This window comes from Pseudomonas sp. FP597, from assembly GCF_030687435.1.
Taxonomy (GTDB): domain Bacteria; phylum Pseudomonadota; class Gammaproteobacteria; order Pseudomonadales; family Pseudomonadaceae; genus Aquipseudomonas; species Aquipseudomonas lactucae.
Map to the genome: position 1 here is coordinate 5579445 of NZ_CP117432.1, position 15716 is coordinate 5595160.

General features: G+C 55.9%; 14 protein-coding genes. 10 read left to right on the top strand and 4 right to left on the bottom strand.

Annotation, left to right across the window (positions count from 1 at the left end):
• Positions 1 to 402: 402 nt before the first annotated feature.
• Complete coding sequence (locus tag PSH66_RS25565) at positions 403 to 1653, top strand: hypothetical protein (RefSeq protein WP_305427875.1); 1251 nt, start codon at positions 403 to 405, stop codon at positions 1651 to 1653.
• A 237-nt stretch (positions 1654 to 1890) separates the two neighbouring features.
• Here the strand turns inward: PSH66_RS25565 and PSH66_RS25570 are convergent, their stop codons facing one another.
• Together PSH66_RS25570 and PSH66_RS25575 are read right to left on the bottom strand one after the other, a co-directional pair.
• The gene (locus PSH66_RS25570) at positions 1891 to 2772 is read right to left on the bottom strand and encodes an NAD(P)H-binding protein (protein ID WP_305427876.1); all 882 of its coding nucleotides are present in this window, start codon (positions 2770 to 2772) and stop codon (positions 1891 to 1893) included.
• Between the two features lie 262 nt (positions 2773 to 3034).
• Positions 3035 to 3670: a glutathione S-transferase family protein gene (locus tag PSH66_RS25575; RefSeq protein ID WP_305427877.1), complete on the bottom strand. Its 636-nt coding sequence runs from the start codon at positions 3668 to 3670 to the stop codon at positions 3035 to 3037.
• A gap of 166 nt (positions 3671 to 3836) precedes the next feature.
• On the opposite strand from PSH66_RS25575, the gene PSH66_RS25580 reads away from it, so the two are divergent.
• Positions 3837 to 4262, top strand: coding sequence for a MarR family winged helix-turn-helix transcriptional regulator (locus tag PSH66_RS25580; RefSeq protein ID WP_305427878.1), 426 nt, complete (start codon positions 3837 to 3839; stop codon positions 4260 to 4262).
• A gap of 64 nt (positions 4263 to 4326) precedes the next feature.
• A complete protein-coding gene (locus tag PSH66_RS25585) occupies positions 4327 to 4875 on the top strand; it encodes a nuclear transport factor 2 family protein (RefSeq protein ID WP_305427879.1) in 549 nt (182 codons plus the stop codon).
• 81 nt (positions 4876 to 4956) lie between these two features.
• On the opposite strand, the gene PSH66_RS25590 is transcribed toward PSH66_RS25585, so the two are convergent.
• Entirely contained in the window at positions 4957 to 5559 is a 603-nt protein-coding gene (locus tag PSH66_RS25590; protein ID WP_305427880.1) for a TetR/AcrR family transcriptional regulator, read from the bottom strand.
• Between the two features lie 174 nt (positions 5560 to 5733).
• Between PSH66_RS25590 and PSH66_RS25595 the strand changes: the two genes are divergently transcribed.
• The 4 genes from PSH66_RS25595 (at position 5734) to PSH66_RS25610 (ending at position 12018) form a co-directional block, all read left to right on the top strand.
• Positions 5734 to 6012, top strand: coding sequence for a LysR family transcriptional regulator (locus PSH66_RS25595; RefSeq protein WP_163974002.1), 279 nt, complete (start codon positions 5734 to 5736; stop codon positions 6010 to 6012).
• A gap of 140 nt (positions 6013 to 6152) precedes the next feature.
• Positions 6153 to 7397 carry a multidrug efflux RND transporter periplasmic adaptor subunit MexE gene (gene mexE / locus PSH66_RS25600; protein ID WP_305427881.1) on the top strand — a complete coding sequence of 415 codons (1245 nt, stop codon included), beginning with the start codon at positions 6153 to 6155 and terminating at the stop codon, positions 7395 to 7397.
• A gap of 11 nt (positions 7398 to 7408) precedes the next feature.
• The gene (locus PSH66_RS25605; protein ID WP_305427882.1) at positions 7409 to 10600 is read left to right on the top strand and encodes an efflux RND transporter permease subunit; all 3192 of its coding nucleotides are present in this window, start codon (positions 7409 to 7411) and stop codon (positions 10598 to 10600) included.
• Positions 10600 to 12018: an efflux transporter outer membrane subunit gene (locus PSH66_RS25610; protein ID WP_305427884.1), complete on the top strand. Its 1419-nt coding sequence runs from the start codon at positions 10600 to 10602 to the stop codon at positions 12016 to 12018. Before PSH66_RS25605 ends, PSH66_RS25610 begins: the two co-directional genes overlap by 1 nt.
• 172 nt (positions 12019 to 12190) lie before the next feature.
• Here the strand turns inward: PSH66_RS25610 and PSH66_RS25615 are convergent, their stop codons facing one another.
• Positions 12191 to 12727, bottom strand: coding sequence for a TetR/AcrR family transcriptional regulator (locus PSH66_RS25615; protein ID WP_163974006.1), 537 nt, complete (start codon positions 12725 to 12727; stop codon positions 12191 to 12193).
• A gap of 125 nt (positions 12728 to 12852) precedes the next feature.
• Here PSH66_RS25615 and PSH66_RS25620 point away from each other — a divergent pair, with 125 nt between their 5' ends.
• From PSH66_RS25620 to PSH66_RS25630, 3 genes are all read left to right on the top strand, one after another.
• Positions 12853 to 13497 (top strand): glutathione S-transferase, encoded by a 645-nt coding sequence (locus tag PSH66_RS25620; RefSeq protein WP_305427885.1) that lies wholly within the window; start codon positions 12853 to 12855, stop codon positions 13495 to 13497.
• 71 nt (positions 13498 to 13568) lie between these two features.
• Positions 13569 to 14540: an alpha/beta fold hydrolase gene (locus PSH66_RS25625; protein WP_305427886.1), complete on the top strand. Its 972-nt coding sequence runs from the start codon at positions 13569 to 13571 to the stop codon at positions 14538 to 14540.
• Positions 14541 to 14653: 113 nt separating this feature from the next.
• Positions 14654 to 15652 carry an NADPH:quinone oxidoreductase family protein gene (locus tag PSH66_RS25630; RefSeq protein WP_305427887.1) on the top strand — a complete coding sequence of 333 codons (999 nt, stop codon included), beginning with the start codon at positions 14654 to 14656 and terminating at the stop codon, positions 15650 to 15652.
• Positions 15653 to 15716 lie beyond the last annotated feature (64 nt).

Below are 15716 nucleotides of genomic sequence, written 5' to 3' on the forward strand. Positions count from 1 at the left end.
GTCTGCTCTTACTCAATGCGGGGATAAGTCATGAACATTTTTGCAACATACAGCCATCAGCCTTGGAACCAGGGAATGGCTTAACCCAGCCAAGCCAAAGAAGGTTGCGCAGCAGATGATGCGTCACCAAAGTGGAAGCGGAATTCTTCGAAGGAAAAGGTTACTGGTGCTTAACTGATACAGGGTCTTTCTGCGTGGGAGGCGGGCCGTTATTTATGGGGCGTTGGCGGATTATCTTGCCGATCCATCATGGGAATGACTGTGCATCCAAGTGCGTCCAGGAGCGATTGTTCGCGAAAATCCGCTTTCGGCCAAGAGGAGACCTTGGATGTATCTGGGAACCCGGGGCGATTCAGAGCGATGTAAACGAGGTTAGAATATGGTTGAATTTGAGGAGTGGATATGAAAGTCGAATGGAAGGCCAACAAAAAACTGAAGCCACAAATTATCCTGGATCGCCTAAAGGCATGCTCATCTATCGACGCCGAAGGCAAAGTTTCTTTCAATGGCTTCGAAATGCATGAGCTTAATTCCGTTCTTTTTACGATGATTGATTTTCATAAAACATTTAGTTATCACACCGCTAAGAGATTTTATAATCGAGCCTTGAACTCCTGGGTAAAATCCGGGAGCAAATTGGCTGATGATTTTTTGAAGGCATTAAAGGCAGAGGTGTTGGCTTATAACAAGCAGGCGCCGAAGGAGTACGTGCTAGTAACTTCGATATCGATAGGCGCGGGCTTTCCACTGCGAAGGATAGTGCTCGGCGATACGACTCTGGAATGTTACCCAGGCGGGCTTCCAAAAAAATATAAAACTCGAGAAACATATGATGCTCGTTGGAAATTTGAATCTCCATCTCTACCAGATAGCTACTGCCCGGTGGTTGTAAGATTCAAGTCGAAAAACGCCATGGATGGTGTAGAACATGCGCTACATGAACTGGATTTCATAAGGGGAGTCTTTTGTCTAGATATAAACCCCGCGTTTGAGCTTGCCTTTTCGATGCAGGCAATTCGAAGAGCGCCTATCAACAAGCTGACTTTAGGGGGAATGCACACGCTGCACAACAAGGATGGCAGTCTAAGTGATAGCAATATTTTTTGGTATGACTCGAACTATACTGAGCGAAGATCATTAAATCTGACAGCTGGAAAAAAAACGCAGTCGATGAAATTCTTTGAGTTCGTAACAGATAAGCTCAAGCATCATAAGGACGCGCACATTATCAAGGACGCCATCGTAAGATTTGTACGTGCCTTTGACGAGACTGATAAAAACTCATCTGTTCAACGGGGATGGGCTGCTTTGGAGTCAGTAATGGCTCCAAATGAAAATAATACGGATTTAGTCGTTGCGCGTTGCTCTTACCTTTATGGCGAGCGCGAGTATCATCGACAAATATTAGAGCATGTAAAAGACTACCGTAATCGAAATGTACATATGGGACAGTCTATCGATGATCCATCCCCTCATTGCTTCCAGATACAAAAATACTTTCGGCAGGCGGTTATTTTTCACTTAGCTGAAGTTGGCAATTTTTCTGGATTGCAAGATGCCAATAAATTCTTAGACTCGTCAGCTTCGATAGAGGAGCTGATGCGACAGCGAGAGCTTATTGATAAAGCTATTTTGTTCGTTAGCCCTGAATAAGCTAAAGATGAATCGCATCATTCGGTCGAAATGATTCACCCGTTACTCGACTAATCTTAAGCTATATATCAAACCTATGAGCATGCTTAATCGCCCCTAGTCTTCTAGACGCCTTCAACTGGCTCCTTTTGGCCGATTACTGCCCTTCGGACAGACTGCGGTTGGCCGTATGCGGGCGACGACGAACGTCCGCTTTTTCCGCCCAAAGCAGTCATTCGCGGCCGCCTCGCAAAAGCTTTATCTGGTGAGCAGTTCCTTGTGCAAGGTCACGAACGCTTGAACAGTCATCGGTGGTTGTCCCGTAACCTCGCCAATAATGGAATCCTCCCCCTCGAACACGCCGTGCTGGTAGTCCTTTGCAACTTCCAGCAGATGCTGAATGAGGAACGGCTGTAGGCCATCGCTCTGCAGCTCCTGGCGGTACTGATCCAGTGTTATCGCCACGTACTTGATCTCACGACCCAATACTCTGCCGACTTCGTCAGCTATGGCCTGCTGGTTCAGTTCAACCGGACCATGCAGCGGGTACGTCCTGCCCTTGTGGGATTCCGGATTTTCCAAGATTGCAGCGATCAGTCGAGCCTGATCCTCTGCTGCGATCGGGGCGTGACGACCTGAACCAAACGGCAGACGAATCTCGCCGTGTTCAACAATATGTTTGCGCCAGTGCGGGTAGATCAGCCACTGTGCAAAGTAAGTCGGTCGCAAGTGAGTCATATCCAGGCCCGACCAGTCAAACACTCGCTCGGCAGTGTAGTGATTAAGGGCCGCGTGACTCTGGGCCACGCGACGTGCGGAAATTTGAGACATGTTTACAACTGACTCTACTCCGGCTTCTTTAGCAGCGAGAGCGAAGTGGGCGGTCGCTTCAATCAAGCCAGGTGCGATTGGATAGACGAAATAAGTTCGCTTGATGCCTTCAAGCGCTGCTCGAACAGTGTTCAAGTCCAGCAGGTCCCCGACCACAACTTCGGCGCCCAAATGGCGCAGTCTGGCCGCTCGATCATCGTTCGTGCGGACCAGCGCACGAACCGCGTATTCTTTTTCGCGCAATATTTCAACGGTTCTCCGGCCGGTAAAACCGCCGGCGCCGGTAACGAGTATGGTGGGACTTGTCATCGTTCTTCTCTCTCTTTTGGTTTCCGACTGCATAATGGGCATGAATTTATGATGGGTGTAATACAGTTATATGATACGCATCATCTTTGTCAACGAATTCTTCAGTTCTAGGGAAATTCAGCACGTAAGTTTAGAGGGGGTGGTGTTGCAGGCGGGGGGGGGCTGGTGGGTCAGCAATCTGACGAGAGGGCTGGCAGCCTCCGGAACGAGTTCACCGAACGCCTGATGGGGGGCCGGAAGCCGAAGCCGTCGCGCTGATGAATCATTTTCGCGATGACGGCTTGGATTCAAATGCCTGCATGCCCAGCTTCACTGCGGGTCGGGCTTCTATCAACGCCAGCCAGCGTGCCATACGGGGCAACTTCTCCAAATCAATTTGGTCGCGCACCGATCTTGCAAAAGTAAACGCAGAAATATCGGCCATCGAGAAGGCATCGCCCGCTATGTACCCGCTCTCGAGAAATGCGTCTGCCGTCATCAGATGTTCCAACGCTCGCCGGTTTAGTGGCGCAGATGCATCTTGTTGCCCTATCTGGCGCAGAAAAAAAGCGGCGTGGCTTGGGGCGATAACATCCGTGACGAAGAAATAAAACCGGTCGTAGACCCTATACCGTTGAGCACTCGGCTCTATGGGCGACAGCCGACCAGGGGCCTGTTCGTCAGCGTACTGCATAATTGCATTTGACTGATTGATTACTAGAGTAGGTGAGACGCTGTGATCTACAAATGTCGGAGCCTTACCTAACGGGTTAAGCGCCAGATATTCTGGGGCGCGCTGATCGCCAGAGAGAAGGTCAAGACACCTCGGGGTAAATTCTATGCCCGCTTCAGCCAAGGCGATTGCAGCTCGCAGACTATTCCCCGTTGATGCGCCATAAAGCTCTCGTACTTCAGACATAAATTGCTAGCCTCGTAAATTGGTTACGCGAATGCGTCCACTAGGGACGATGTATGACTGTTTCAGCAATTTTGCTGACACTCTCAGTGGCTCGTCGGCGCTGAGCACAGCCTCAGTGCCTCAATTTGTACTTGACTGGTGTGTATTTACACATATGATGGTCGTCATGAAAAGCCCCCATGGCGCCGACCTTTGTCATTGCCTCGCCGCCAGACGCCATGCGCGTCTGCTGACCCGCCTCTACGATCGGCATCTGTCTGCTGCGAAACTCACTGTCTCGCAGTTTTCGACTCTTGCGTTGATCAATGAGCATCCCGGGATCCTGATCGCCGAATTGGCTGAGGTAATGGTCATGGAACGAACTACGTTGGTTCGGGCACTGAAGCCACTGCAGAACGAAGGTTATGTCGCTAGCCATGCCGAAGGGCCGCGTTCTGCCATCAGGCTCTCGCTGTCTGCGCAAGGACGAGCGAAGGTGGAGGAGGCCGAGCCCTATTGGAAAGCTGCGCAGCGTGAGCGTGAGGATCAAATCGGCGGGGTCGCAGCAGTTCTGATTCGTAACTCACTTCTTAAGCAGGCCGGCGGTAAATAAATTTTTTTGCGTGTTTTGTGTGTAATTACACATATGATTTTGACCCCGAAATGAGGAAGTACTTATGAAAGCTTTTCCAAGAATTTCGTCCCAGAGCGTTGTCGATCCAGCGGACCGAATCAGCGCGATCGACTTCGTGAACAGGCTCAATTGGTGGTTCGAGACTTGGGATGTGGAGGCAATGGTCGATGCCTTTCTACCGAACGCCGTCGCGTACCACTTCCATGGCACCATTCGTGGTCACGATGAGATTCGCCAGTTCTTCAAGAAGGACTATCCGTATCTGATTCCTGGGGTCAGCCGACACGCTACCAATCACATTGTCGATGTCGATGAAGACGGTGTGGTGGTGCGCTATCAGAATTTGCTTGTGCGCTACGCCACCCCAGAGTCGGCAGCGATGCTGGGAGATGGCCAAGCCATCGATAGCCCCGGTGATTTGCCTGCTATCTGGCTCTACTCGCCAATGATGGATCGCTTGCGTCGAACTGAACACGGCTGGAAAGTCTTCGAGCGGTTCATAGGTGGTTCAACTATCAACACGAGGCTCAACCCACCGACCACTGATCCTACTCAACTTGCCAAGTACATGCCCCAACTAAAGCAAGCGTAAACCTGCCATTGTCGAGCAGAAGATGATGGGGGCGTCGTTCCACACATGTTCGGCATAGCGAATCCCTTGCTGACAGTAAAGTCAGTCTTCATCCTTTGAGCGGCGCTTAGCAGCCCGCTCTTTTTTTGTGGGAGTGACAGGCCAGGCATTAATGACCGATTGTAGAAACTGCACAGACAGTTCAGGGCTATCCAGCGCTCTGGCAATGAGCATCGCCCCCGTGATCGACGACAGGACGCGTAGTGACTCTTGGTACTTCTCTTCACGATTTTCGCCTTCGACCAACGCCATCAGGGTATCGATCAAGTGCTCGACGCCTCTGGTGAAGGAGCTGCTGACCGTGCCACCGGTACGCGCGACATCCGCACCCAATGCAGGAATGGGACAACCCTCGGTCCAGTTATCCAGATGCGCTTGTGTCAGGTACGTCTTGACGAGCTCGGGAATAGATTTGGCATTTTGCCAATCCTGAATATTTGATTCAAATGTACGGCTGACCGCTTCTGACGCGAGCTGTTCCTTGCCGCCCGGAAACTGTCCGTAGAACCCGCCATGGGTCAGGCCAACTGAGCGCGAGAGCTCGCCGATACCAATTCCGTCGATGCCTTTTTCCCGATACAGCCGTGACGCTGCAGTAAGGATGGCTTCTTTGTTGGCTGCGGCCTGGTCTTTCGTCACTTTCATGAAAATTGCTCCTGTCGCCAGGTTGGCATCGCCTGGACATAACGATGTTGCTGGGCTGGCTTTCATGATATTCGTCATATAAAGTTGCTGCAATGGCTGTCTAGGCATCTGTAGAAGTCTCGCGGATCCCATGGCTTTAGCTCAAGTCAAATAATTCCCCGGTGGACCGGCCCCATGAAACGTAATGATCTGCGCTGTGTCGATCTGAATCTGCTGGTGGTGTTCGAAGCTCTTATTCAGGAGCGCAACCTAACCCGCGCCGCTGAAAAATTATCTCTAGGTCAGCCAGCGGTCAGCGCAGCGCTGGTGCGTTTGCGCAGGCTGTTCAACGACCCTCTGTTCGAGCGCATCGGTCGTCGAATGGTGCCCACCTCTCGTGCATTGCGTGCTGCACAGACGCTCGGGCCAGCGTTGGATTGCGTGTGTACTGCGATCACCGACACCAGGGTTTAACCGGGCTGATCCCTTTTTTTGTCATTAAATATGATGGCTATCATTATTAGTGATAGCCAACTTCACTCCCTTCGATTCGTCGTGACCTCGCGTGAGGCCGAGAATCCGCAAATTCCCAAACCGTCTGGCGGACACAACCCATGGAACAGTCACTCAAACCTTTGCGTTATCCCCTTGCTGCGTTGGCGCTGGTAGCGCTTGCCGCGTGTGAACGCACACCCGATGCCGCTCAGGTTCCCGGGGCGCCGCACGTTACCGTCGCGAAAGTGCTTGAGCAACCCATCACCGAGTGGGATGAAGTCACTGCTCGCCTGGAAGCACCAGAAACCGTAGAGGTTCGCCCACGGGTGTCGGGCCAGATCGAACGCGTTGCTTTTACCGATGGTGGGCTGGTTAAGAAGGGCGATTTGCTGTTCCAGATTGATCCACGTCCGTTCGAGCATGAAGTGCATCGCATCGAGGCGCAGTTGCAACAGGCACGCGCCACGCTGATCCGCACTAGCAACGAAGCGCAACGCGGACAGCGTCTGTTAAGTAGCAACGCGATCTCTGCCGAGCTCGCCGACACTCGTACGACCACGGCGCAGGAAGCCCGGGCCGGTGTCGATGCGATTCAGGCGCAGCTGGATCTAGCGCGTTTGAATCTCAGCTTCACCCGCGTCACGGCGCCGATCACCGGTCGCGTCAGCCGCGCGGAAATCACCGCCGGCAACATTGTCACCGCCGACACGACCGCGCTGACCAGCGTGGTCTCCACCGACAAGGTCTACGCATACTTCGATGCTGACGAACGCATGTTCCTCAAGTACAGCCTGCTTTCCCGCCAGGGCCAGCGCGGCCAGACCACGCCGGTCTACATGGGTCTTTCGAACGAGGAGGGCAACACGCACCTTGGGCAGATGAACTTTGTCGACAACCAGGTAAACCCGAAAACCGGCACCATCCGAGGCCGTGCGGTTTTTGATAACGCCGGCGGTCAGTACACCCCTGGTCTGTATGCGCGCTTGAAACTGGTGGGTAGCGCTGCCTATCCCGGTCTGTTGATCAAAGACGAAGCGGTCGGCACCGACCTCGGCAAGAAATTCGTGCTAGTGGTCGGCCAGGACAACAAAGCGGTTTATCGCAGCGTTGATCTGGGGCCGAAAACGGAAGGCCTGCGCATCGTGCGCAGCGGCTTGCAGAAAGAAGATCGCATCGTCATCAACGGCCTGCAGCGCGTCCGCCCCGGTGCTCTGATCGATCCGCAGGACGCGCCGATGGCGAGCCCGGAAACGGTCGCCACACTGGCTGGCCAGCGTCAGGCAATCGAAGCCGCCAATCAACCGGCTTCAGCTAAATCGCCTGCGCTGGTGAAAGCTGAATCTGCCGCTGCACCTCGCGGATAAGGAGCACTGACATGAAGTTCTCCCAGTTCTTTATCACGCGGCCGATTTTCGCCGCCGTGCTATCGCTGCTGATCCTGATCGCCGGAGCCATCTCGCTGTTCCAGTTACCGATCAGCGAATACCCGGAAGTGGTACCACCGACCGTGGTGGTCCACGCCAACTACCCCGGCGCCAACCCGAAAGTCATCGGTGAAACCGTGGCCGCGCCGTTGGAGCAGGCGATCACCGGAGTCGAGAACATGTTGTACATGTCCTCGCAATCCACCGCTGACGGCCGACTGACCCTGACCGTGACGTTCGCTTTGGGCACCGATCTGGACAACGCCCAGGTCCAGGTGCAGAACCGTGTGACCCGCACCGAACCCAAGCTGCCCGAGGAAGTGACGCGCATCGGTATTACCGTCGACAAGGCTTCTCCCGAGCTGACCTTGCTGGTGCATCTGGTGTCGCCGGACAAGCGCTACGACATGCTCTACCTGTCGAACTACGCGATCCTCAACGTCAAGGATGAGCTGTCGCGCCTCAACGGTATTGGCGATGTGAAGATGTTCGGTATCGGTGATTACTCGCTGCGTATCTGGCTCGATCCGAACAAGACCGCTTCGCGCAATCTGACCGCTACCGACGTGGTCAACGCGGTGCGCGAGCAGAACCGTCAGGTCGCTGCAGGACAACTGGGTTCGCCGCCGGCACCGAATGCCACGAGCTTCCAGATGTCGATCAACTCCCAGGGGCGGTTGGTCAGTGAAGAAGAGTTCGAGAACGTCATTATCCGCAGCGGTCCGGACGGCGAGATCACGCGTCTGAAAGACATCGCCCGGGTCGAGTTGGGCTCCAACCAGTACGCCTTACGCGCCTTGCTCAACAACGAGGAAGCGGTGGCGATGCCGATCTTCCAGCGTCCGGGCTCGAATGCGATCGACATCTCCAACCAGGTGCGGGCGAAGATGGCGGAGCTGAAGAAGAGTTTCCCGGAAGGCATGGACTACGAAATTGTCTATGACCCGACGATCTTCGTGCGCAGTTCGATCGAGGCGGTGGTTCACACGCTGTTCGAAGCGCTGATCCTCGTGGTGCTGGTGGTGATCCTGTTCCTGCAAACCTGGCGCGCCTCGATCATTCCGCTGGTCGCGGTGCCGGTGTCGCTGATCGGTACGTTTGCCGTGATGCACCTGTTCGGCTTCTCGTTGAATGCGCTGTCGCTGTTCGGCCTCGTGCTGGCGATCGGGATCGTGGTGGACGATGCGATCGTGGTGGTGGAGAACGTCGAACGGAACATCGAGTCGGGGCTGGAACCGGTCGAGGCGACCAAAAAAGCCATGGGCGAGGTGAGCGGTCCGATCATCGCCACGGCGCTGGTGTTGTGTGCGGTGTTCGTACCCGCAGCCTTTATTTCGGGCTTGACCGGGCAGTTCTACAAGCAATTTGCGTTGACGATTGCGATCTCTACGGTGATTTCGGCGTTCAACTCCCTGACCTTGTCACCGGCCTTGGCCGCCGTGTTGCTCAAGGCCCACGGTGCACCGAAGGACCGTTTCTCCAAAGTGTTGGATCGCCTGCTTGGTGGCTGGCTGTTCAAACCTTTCAACCGCTTCTTCGATAAGGCCAGCCATGGCTATGTGATTGCCGTGGCCAAGATCATTCGCGGCAGCAGCGTGGCGTTGCTGATTTACGCAGGTCTGATCGCCTTGACCTACATGGGCTTCAGCACCACGCCGACCGGTTTTGTGCCGACCCAGGACAAGAAGTACCTGGTGACTTTCGCCCAATTGCCGGACGCCGCCAGCCTGGATCGCACCGAAAACGTGATCCGGCGCATGAGCACCATCGCCATGAACGAACCAGGCTTCGACAGCGCCGTGGCCTTCCCGGGCCTTTCGATCAACGGCTTCACCAACAGTCCGAATGCCGGCATCGCCTTCATCGGTTTGCGGCCGTTCGATGAGCGCAAGGATCCGAGCCTGTCAGCCGGGGCGATTTCCGCTTCGCTGAACGCCAAGTTCGGCAGCATCCAGGACGCCTACATCGCGGTGTTTCCGCCGCCACCAGTGCAAGGCTTGGGCACCATCGGCGGGTTCCGTTTGCAGATCGAGGACCGGGGCAACCTGGGTTACGACGAGCTGTACAAAGAAACCATGAACATCATCACCAAGAGCCGCAGCGTTCCGGAGCTGGCCAACCTGTTCACCAGTTACACGGTCAACGTGCCGCAGGTCGAAGCCGCCATTGACCGCGAAAAAGCCAAGAACCATGGCGTGGCGATCAACGACATTTTCGACACGTTGCAGGTGTATCTGGGCTCGCTGTATGCCAATGACTTCAACCGTTTCGGGCGGACCTATCAGGTCAACGTACAGGCCGAACAACAGTTCCGCCAGGAGCCGGAACAGATCGGCCAATTGAAGGTGCGCAACGACCGCGGCGAGATGATCCCGCTGGCCACCTTCGTCAAGATCAGCCCTAGTTCGGGGCCTGACCGCGTCTCGCACTACAACGGTTTCGTCACCGCCGAAATCAACGGCAGCGCTGCGCCAGGCTACAGCTCCGGCCAGGCCCAGGCGGCGATTGAAAAACTGCTGAAAGAAGAACTGCCGAATGGCATGACCTACGAATGGACCGACCTGACCTACCAACAGATCCTGTCCGGCAACACCGCGTTGCTGGTGTTCCCGCTCTGCGTGTTGTTGGCGTTCCTGGTGCTGGCGGCGCTGTATGAAAGCTGGAGCCTGCCATTAGCGGTGATCCTGATCGTGCCGATGACCCTGCTATCGGCGATTGCCGGTGTGATCATTTCCAAGGGCGACAACAACATCTTTACCCAGATCGGCCTGATCGTGCTGGTTGGTCTGGCCTGCAAGAACGCGATCCTGATCGTCGAGTTTGCCAAGGACAAACAGGAGCAGGGCATGTCGCCGCTGGATGCGGTGCTGGAGGCTTGCCGCATGCGGTTGCGGCCGATCCTGATGACCTCGTTCGCCTTCATCATGGGTGTGATTCCGCTGGTGACGTCCACCGGTGCCGGCTCCGAAATGCGCCGAGCGATGGGGGTTGCGGTGTTCTCCGGGATGCTCGGCGTAACTTTCTTCGGCTTGCTGCTGACGCCGGTGTTCTTCGTGCTGATTCGTCGCTCCATTGAGCGCAAAAACGCGCGCAAGGTCGCCAAGGTTCACACAACAACCGCATTGAATCCGGAGGCACACTGATGAACACCTTGAAGCTTTTTTTACCCAGCCTTCTGGTCGTTGCGCTCGCCGCGTGTACGGTCGGTCCCGACTACAAGACGCCTGACACCGCGCCGGCCACTATCGTGTCGATCCAGGGCGGGCACTACGATCAATCACGGTTTGAAACGGTGTGGTGGCAGCAATTCGATGACCCCACGCTCAACCAGTTGGTGAGCAAATCCCTGGAAGGCAACCGCGATCTGCGCGTGGCGTTCGCCCGCTGGAAAGCGGCCCGAGCGATTCGGGACGACGTCAGCAACGACAATTTGCCGGTGGTTACCAGCCGCGTCAGCAGCCAACAAGGAAAGGGCCAAGTGCCCGGTCAGACCGAAAGCCGCGTCAATCAGGAGCGCTATGATCTTGGCCTCGACATGGCCTGGGAAGTCGATCTGTTCGGTCGCATCCAGCGCCAACTGGAATCCAGCGACGCCCAGGAAGATGCTGCCGCCGCAGACTTGTATCAACTGCGCGTGACGATGATTGCCGAATTGGTGGACGCCTATGGCCAATTGCGCGGCGCTCAACTGCGGGAAAAGATCGCCCTGGCCAACCTGAAGAACCAGCAGGATTCGCGCAGCGTGACGGTCAGCCTGCGCGATGCGGGCGTGGGTAATGAACTCGACGTAGTGCGCGCCGATGCACGTCTGGCTGCGGTCGAGGCTACGGTGCCGCAACTTCAAGCGGAGCAGGTGCGGCAGAAAAACCGCATTGCCACGCTGCTGGGTGAGCGTCCGAATACGTTGAGCGTGTCGTTGAGCCCCGCCGAGTTGCCAGCCATCGCCAAAGCGCTGTCGATTGGTGATCCCGCCGTGCTGCTGCGTCGGCGCCCGGATGTGCTCGCCGCCGAGCGCAGGCTGGCTTCCTCCACTGCGGATATCGGTGTGGCCACCGCCGACTTGTTCCCGCGCGTGAGCCTGAGCGGTTTTCTTGGTTTCACCGCCGGCCGTGGTTCGCAGATTGGTTCCAGTGCCGCCAGGGCCTGGAGTCTGGGACCGAGCATCACCTGGGCAGCATTTGATTTGGGCAGCGTGCGGGCGCGCATTCGCGGTGCCGACGCCAATGCCGAAGGCGCGCTGGCGACCTACGAACAGCAAGTGCTGCTGGCGCTGGAAGAGTCTGAAAACGCCTTCAGCGACTATGGCAAACGCCAACAACGCTTGTTGTCGTTGATCAAACAAAGCGAATCGAGCCGCGCCGCTGCCGACCTTGCGGCCATCCAGTACAAGGAAGGAACCGTGGATTATCTGGTGCTGCTGGATGCGCAGCGCGAGCGGCTCAACGCCGAAGATGCTCAGGCACTGGGTGAAACCGATCAGTACCGTGGCATCGTCGCGATCTATAAAGCGTTGGGTGGTGGTTGGGACAGCGGTGACGGCAGGGTCGCGAGTATTTATTGATAGACCGGTCGAAACCCCTGACGGAATCTTTGGCGCTAGATCAAAAGCGATTCAGAGACGGTGCAGCGTTTGCCTCGTCTGATCGTTCGTCATTATGATTCCAGCAGCGATTACTCGCACGTCGCTGCTGGTCTGGACTCCACAGGCAAGGCGTGTCGAGAACTGCGGCACCTTAAGGTAATAGGCCTGCCGAGCGATAGATCTCGATTGTTTTGTCATAAACGCTGATGTCATCACGCCCCCGAGCGATCAACTGAGCGCCCTCCACAGCCGCATAGATCGCCAGCGCCTGCTGCTGTCGCTCCTCGAGGCTCAACTGTGGCCGGCAAACAGACAACACTTCCGTCAGCCAGCGCACATTCAGTTCGGTGAAACCGTCAACCTCTGTCCTCACTTCTGGAGGTAAGTCATCGTATTCGGCAGACATGATCCCGCACAGACACATGCGATTGTCGTTGACCAGTGCCATGCGAAATACGTCGGTGTAACCCTTCATCCAAACATTCAGATCTTCGGAATGGCTTCGTAAACCATCAAGATACTGAAGACCATCCTCGGTGTAGCGTTTGGCCAAAGCCGCACCCAAGTCACCCTTGGTGGGGAAGTGGTAGTGAATGCTCGCGCTCTTGATGCCGACCTCTTTGGCCAGTTCACGAAAGCTCAAGCCATTGTAGCCTCGGGTCTGCACCATTTTTCGAGCAACCGCCATGATCGTTTCTCGCGTATCCGTCGTCACAATTTTACCTTTCTATCGATAGATAGACGTTGACAGTGAAAATGTTCTTGCCGTAGCTTATACCTATCGATAGGTAGATAGATAGTTATGGAGCTCGTATGAAGATTTTTGATATTCCTGGTTTTCCTAATCCGCTGCGCATTCGTATTGTTCTGGCCGAAAAAGGCCTGGGCTCGCAAATAGAGTTCATCAAGATCGACCTGCTCGCAGCGGAACACAAGCAACCCGCATTCCTGGCGATCAACCCGCTGGGTACCGTCCCAGTTCTGCAGCTGGATGACGGCACCAACATTTCTGAATGTACCGCAATCACCGAGTATCTGGACAACCTGGACGGCAACCCGACTCTTACCGGCAAAACGCCGAAGGAAAAGGCCATCATCCACATGATGCAAAAGCGCGCGGAGTCCGAACTGGCGGATCCGGTCGGGTTTTACTTTCACCACGCCACGCCGGGGCTCGGTGCCGCTCTGCAGCCATACAAGAGTCCTGAATGGGAAGGCCGTTTCGATTGGGGCAACCGTCAACGCGACAAAGCGGTCGCTGGAATGCACTACTTCGATCAGGTCCTACGCAGCCAGCCCTATATCGCCGGGGAGCAATTTTCCATGGCCGACATCACCGTACTTGCGGGGCTTGTGTTCGCCGGGTTCGCTTCCATCGCCATTCCCGAAGAGTGCACCGCGCTCCTTGCCTGGCAAACCAAGGTGCAGCAACGCCCGAGCGTGAAAAGTCCCGCTTGATCCTGCTCCGCCCCGTCGCCAACCCGTGCGGGGCGGACCTTACACCCACCGTCTTTATCAGGTACATCTCTATGACCGTATTCAACACCCGGTGGGCGTTGCGCCGTACCTTCGCCCTCGTCGCGCTGGCGACTACCTGCTCGACACTGGCGGTTCAGGCCAGCGCCACCCCGGCAGAGCCCAAAGTGACTTCCAGCTACACCCATCAAACCGCGCCGACCCGATTCGTCGAAGTGGATGGTGCGCGCCTGGCTTACCGCCGATTTGGCAAAGCCGGTGGCGTACCGCTGGTGTTTCTCCAGCATTTCGTCGGCAACCTCGACAGTTGGGACCCGAAAGTCATCGACGGTTTTGCCCGTGATCGCGAAGTCATACTTTTCGACAATGCCGGCGTCGCCAGCTCAAGCGGTGAAGTGCCGAATAATATCCAGGGCATGGCCAAATACGCCACCGGGCTGCTCCAGCGGCTGGGTGTAAACAAGGCTGATTTACTTGGCTTTTCCATGGGTAGTCTGATCGCCCAGCAAGTGACGCTTGATCATCCGGAACTGGTACGTCGTCTGATTCTGGTCGGCTCCTCACCTCGTGGTGGCGTAGGCATGGCTTCGCTGACGCCGGAGTTCCAAGGCTACCTGGCGAAAAAACGCGACATACCGGATGAGCTGTTGTTGGACGTGTTTTTCACCCAAACCGCAGAAAGCCAGACCGCCGGACGTGAGTTTCTTACCCGTCTGCGTGCACGCAAGGTCAATCGCGATGTCGATGTCGATAGCAAGACTGCACCCGCACAAGCAGCCGCCATCGCTGGCTGGGGAGCGCCGGCCGACAACGCCAACGACTACCTGAAAGGCATCAAGCAACCGACGCTGGTAGTCGCCGGCAGCCATGACATTGTCTTCTACACGGCCAATGACGTGACCTTGCAGCAGACTTTGCCCAACGCCCAGCTGGTGATCTACCCGGATTCAAACCATGGCGCGATCTATCAATACCCGGATCTGTTTTTGAAACACGCCACGCTGTTTCTCAATGGGGTGAAGTAGTCGAAACAATACACTGACGATTTGCTCGACAGCACATGCCGCACCACCGATTAGGCTCCAAGTCAGGCCTGCGTCTAAAGATCTGACGAGCGAAGAATCCAGGATCTCAGATTATGAAAGCGATTCAGTTCCGTAGCTTCGGCGGCCCCGACGTACTCGAGTACGTCGACTTGCCAATGCCTGTACCGGGGCCCGGAGAGGTATTGATAGACACCTCTGCGATCGGGGTGAATTTTCCAGATATTCGTGAACGGTTGGGCATGTATAACCGGCCCGAAACACGCGTTGGTGGTGTCACGCTGCCGCATGTAGCCGGACTTCAGGTGGTCGGACGCGTCTCGGAAACAGGGGCGGGCGTTGACCCTGCCGTTGTCGGGCGCAAGGTTATGGCCTTGATGCCTAAAGGCGCATACGCACAACAGGCTATTGCCCGTGCTGACATGCTGGTAATGCTGGATGAGTGGGCGAACGACGTCGCCATGGCGGGTTTACCTTGTCAGGGAGTGACTGCGTTCCTCGCTCTACGCACATGCGCGCATTTACAGTCAGGTGAAAGCGTTTTGATTCAAGGTGCCGCCGGGGGGGTTGGCAGTCTGGCTGTGCAGATCGCTAAAGCCATGGGCGCACAGACAGTTTTCGGTACGGCCAGCACTGAAAGTCGACGCGCATTTGTACGCAGCCTCGGGGCCGACTATGCCATTAGCTACGACACTCCCCAGTGGCCGGAGCGGGTGCTTGAACTGACCGAGGGGCGTGGAGTTGATGTGATTCTCGAAACCATCGGCGGCGAAGTGTTCGATCAGAACTTTGAGTGTCTCGCAATGCTGGGGCGTTGTGTGGTGGTGGGCTCCACAAGGGGGCCAGGCGAGGCATTGGCGCCTCGTCGGTTGATGGCCAAAGCGCAAACCTTGACCGGCGTGTACCTGCCGACGTTCTTCCAGCGCCCAACGTTGATTCGCGAGGCTTTGCAATTCCTCGCTGATGGCGTTTCAGGCGGAGTGATCAGACCAGTCATCGGCGCGACGTTACCCCTGAGCGAAACGGGGCTGGCGCACGCCTTATTGGAGCGAAGGGAAGTGCAAGGCGTCATTGTGCTGGATCCGAACCTCTAAGAGTGAATCACCGATTCCCCTGAATTTTCTTGCGAATTAGGGACGCTGGAGCTTCTGTGGTGTT

Coding starts and splice junctions, on each gene's coding strand:
- PSH66_RS25610 (WP_305427884.1), top strand. CDS start 10,600: ATGAACACCTTGAAGCTTTTTTTACCCAGCCTTCTGGTCGTTGCGCTC.
- mexE (WP_305427881.1), top strand. CDS start 6,153: ATGGAACAGTCACTCAAACCTTTGCGTTATCCCCTTGCTGCGTTGGCG.
- PSH66_RS25585 (WP_305427879.1), top strand. CDS start 4,327: ATGAAAGCTTTTCCAAGAATTTCGTCCCAGAGCGTTGTCGATCCAGCG.
- PSH66_RS25615 (WP_163974006.1), bottom strand. CDS start 12,727: ATGGCGGTTGCTCGAAAAATGGTGCAGACCCGAGGCTACAATGGCTTG.
- PSH66_RS25630 (WP_305427887.1), top strand. CDS start 14,654: ATGAAAGCGATTCAGTTCCGTAGCTTCGGCGGCCCCGACGTACTCGAG.
- PSH66_RS25595 (WP_163974002.1), top strand. CDS start 5,734: ATGAAACGTAATGATCTGCGCTGTGTCGATCTGAATCTGCTGGTGGTG.
- PSH66_RS25570 (WP_305427876.1), bottom strand. CDS start 2,772: ATGACAAGTCCCACCATACTCGTTACCGGCGCCGGCGGTTTTACCGGC.
- PSH66_RS25620 (WP_305427885.1), top strand. CDS start 12,853: ATGAAGATTTTTGATATTCCTGGTTTTCCTAATCCGCTGCGCATTCGT.
- PSH66_RS25625 (WP_305427886.1), top strand. CDS start 13,569: ATGACCGTATTCAACACCCGGTGGGCGTTGCGCCGTACCTTCGCCCTC.
- PSH66_RS25575 (WP_305427877.1), bottom strand. CDS start 3,670: ATGTCTGAAGTACGAGAGCTTTATGGCGCATCAACGGGGAATAGTCTG.
- PSH66_RS25580 (WP_305427878.1), top strand. CDS start 3,837: ATGAAAAGCCCCCATGGCGCCGACCTTTGTCATTGCCTCGCCGCCAGA.
- PSH66_RS25565 (WP_305427875.1), top strand. CDS start 403: ATGAAAGTCGAATGGAAGGCCAACAAAAAACTGAAGCCACAAATTATC.
- PSH66_RS25605 (WP_305427882.1), top strand. CDS start 7,409: ATGAAGTTCTCCCAGTTCTTTATCACGCGGCCGATTTTCGCCGCCGTG.
- PSH66_RS25590 (WP_305427880.1), bottom strand. CDS start 5,559: ATGAAAGTGACGAAAGACCAGGCCGCAGCCAACAAAGAAGCCATCCTT.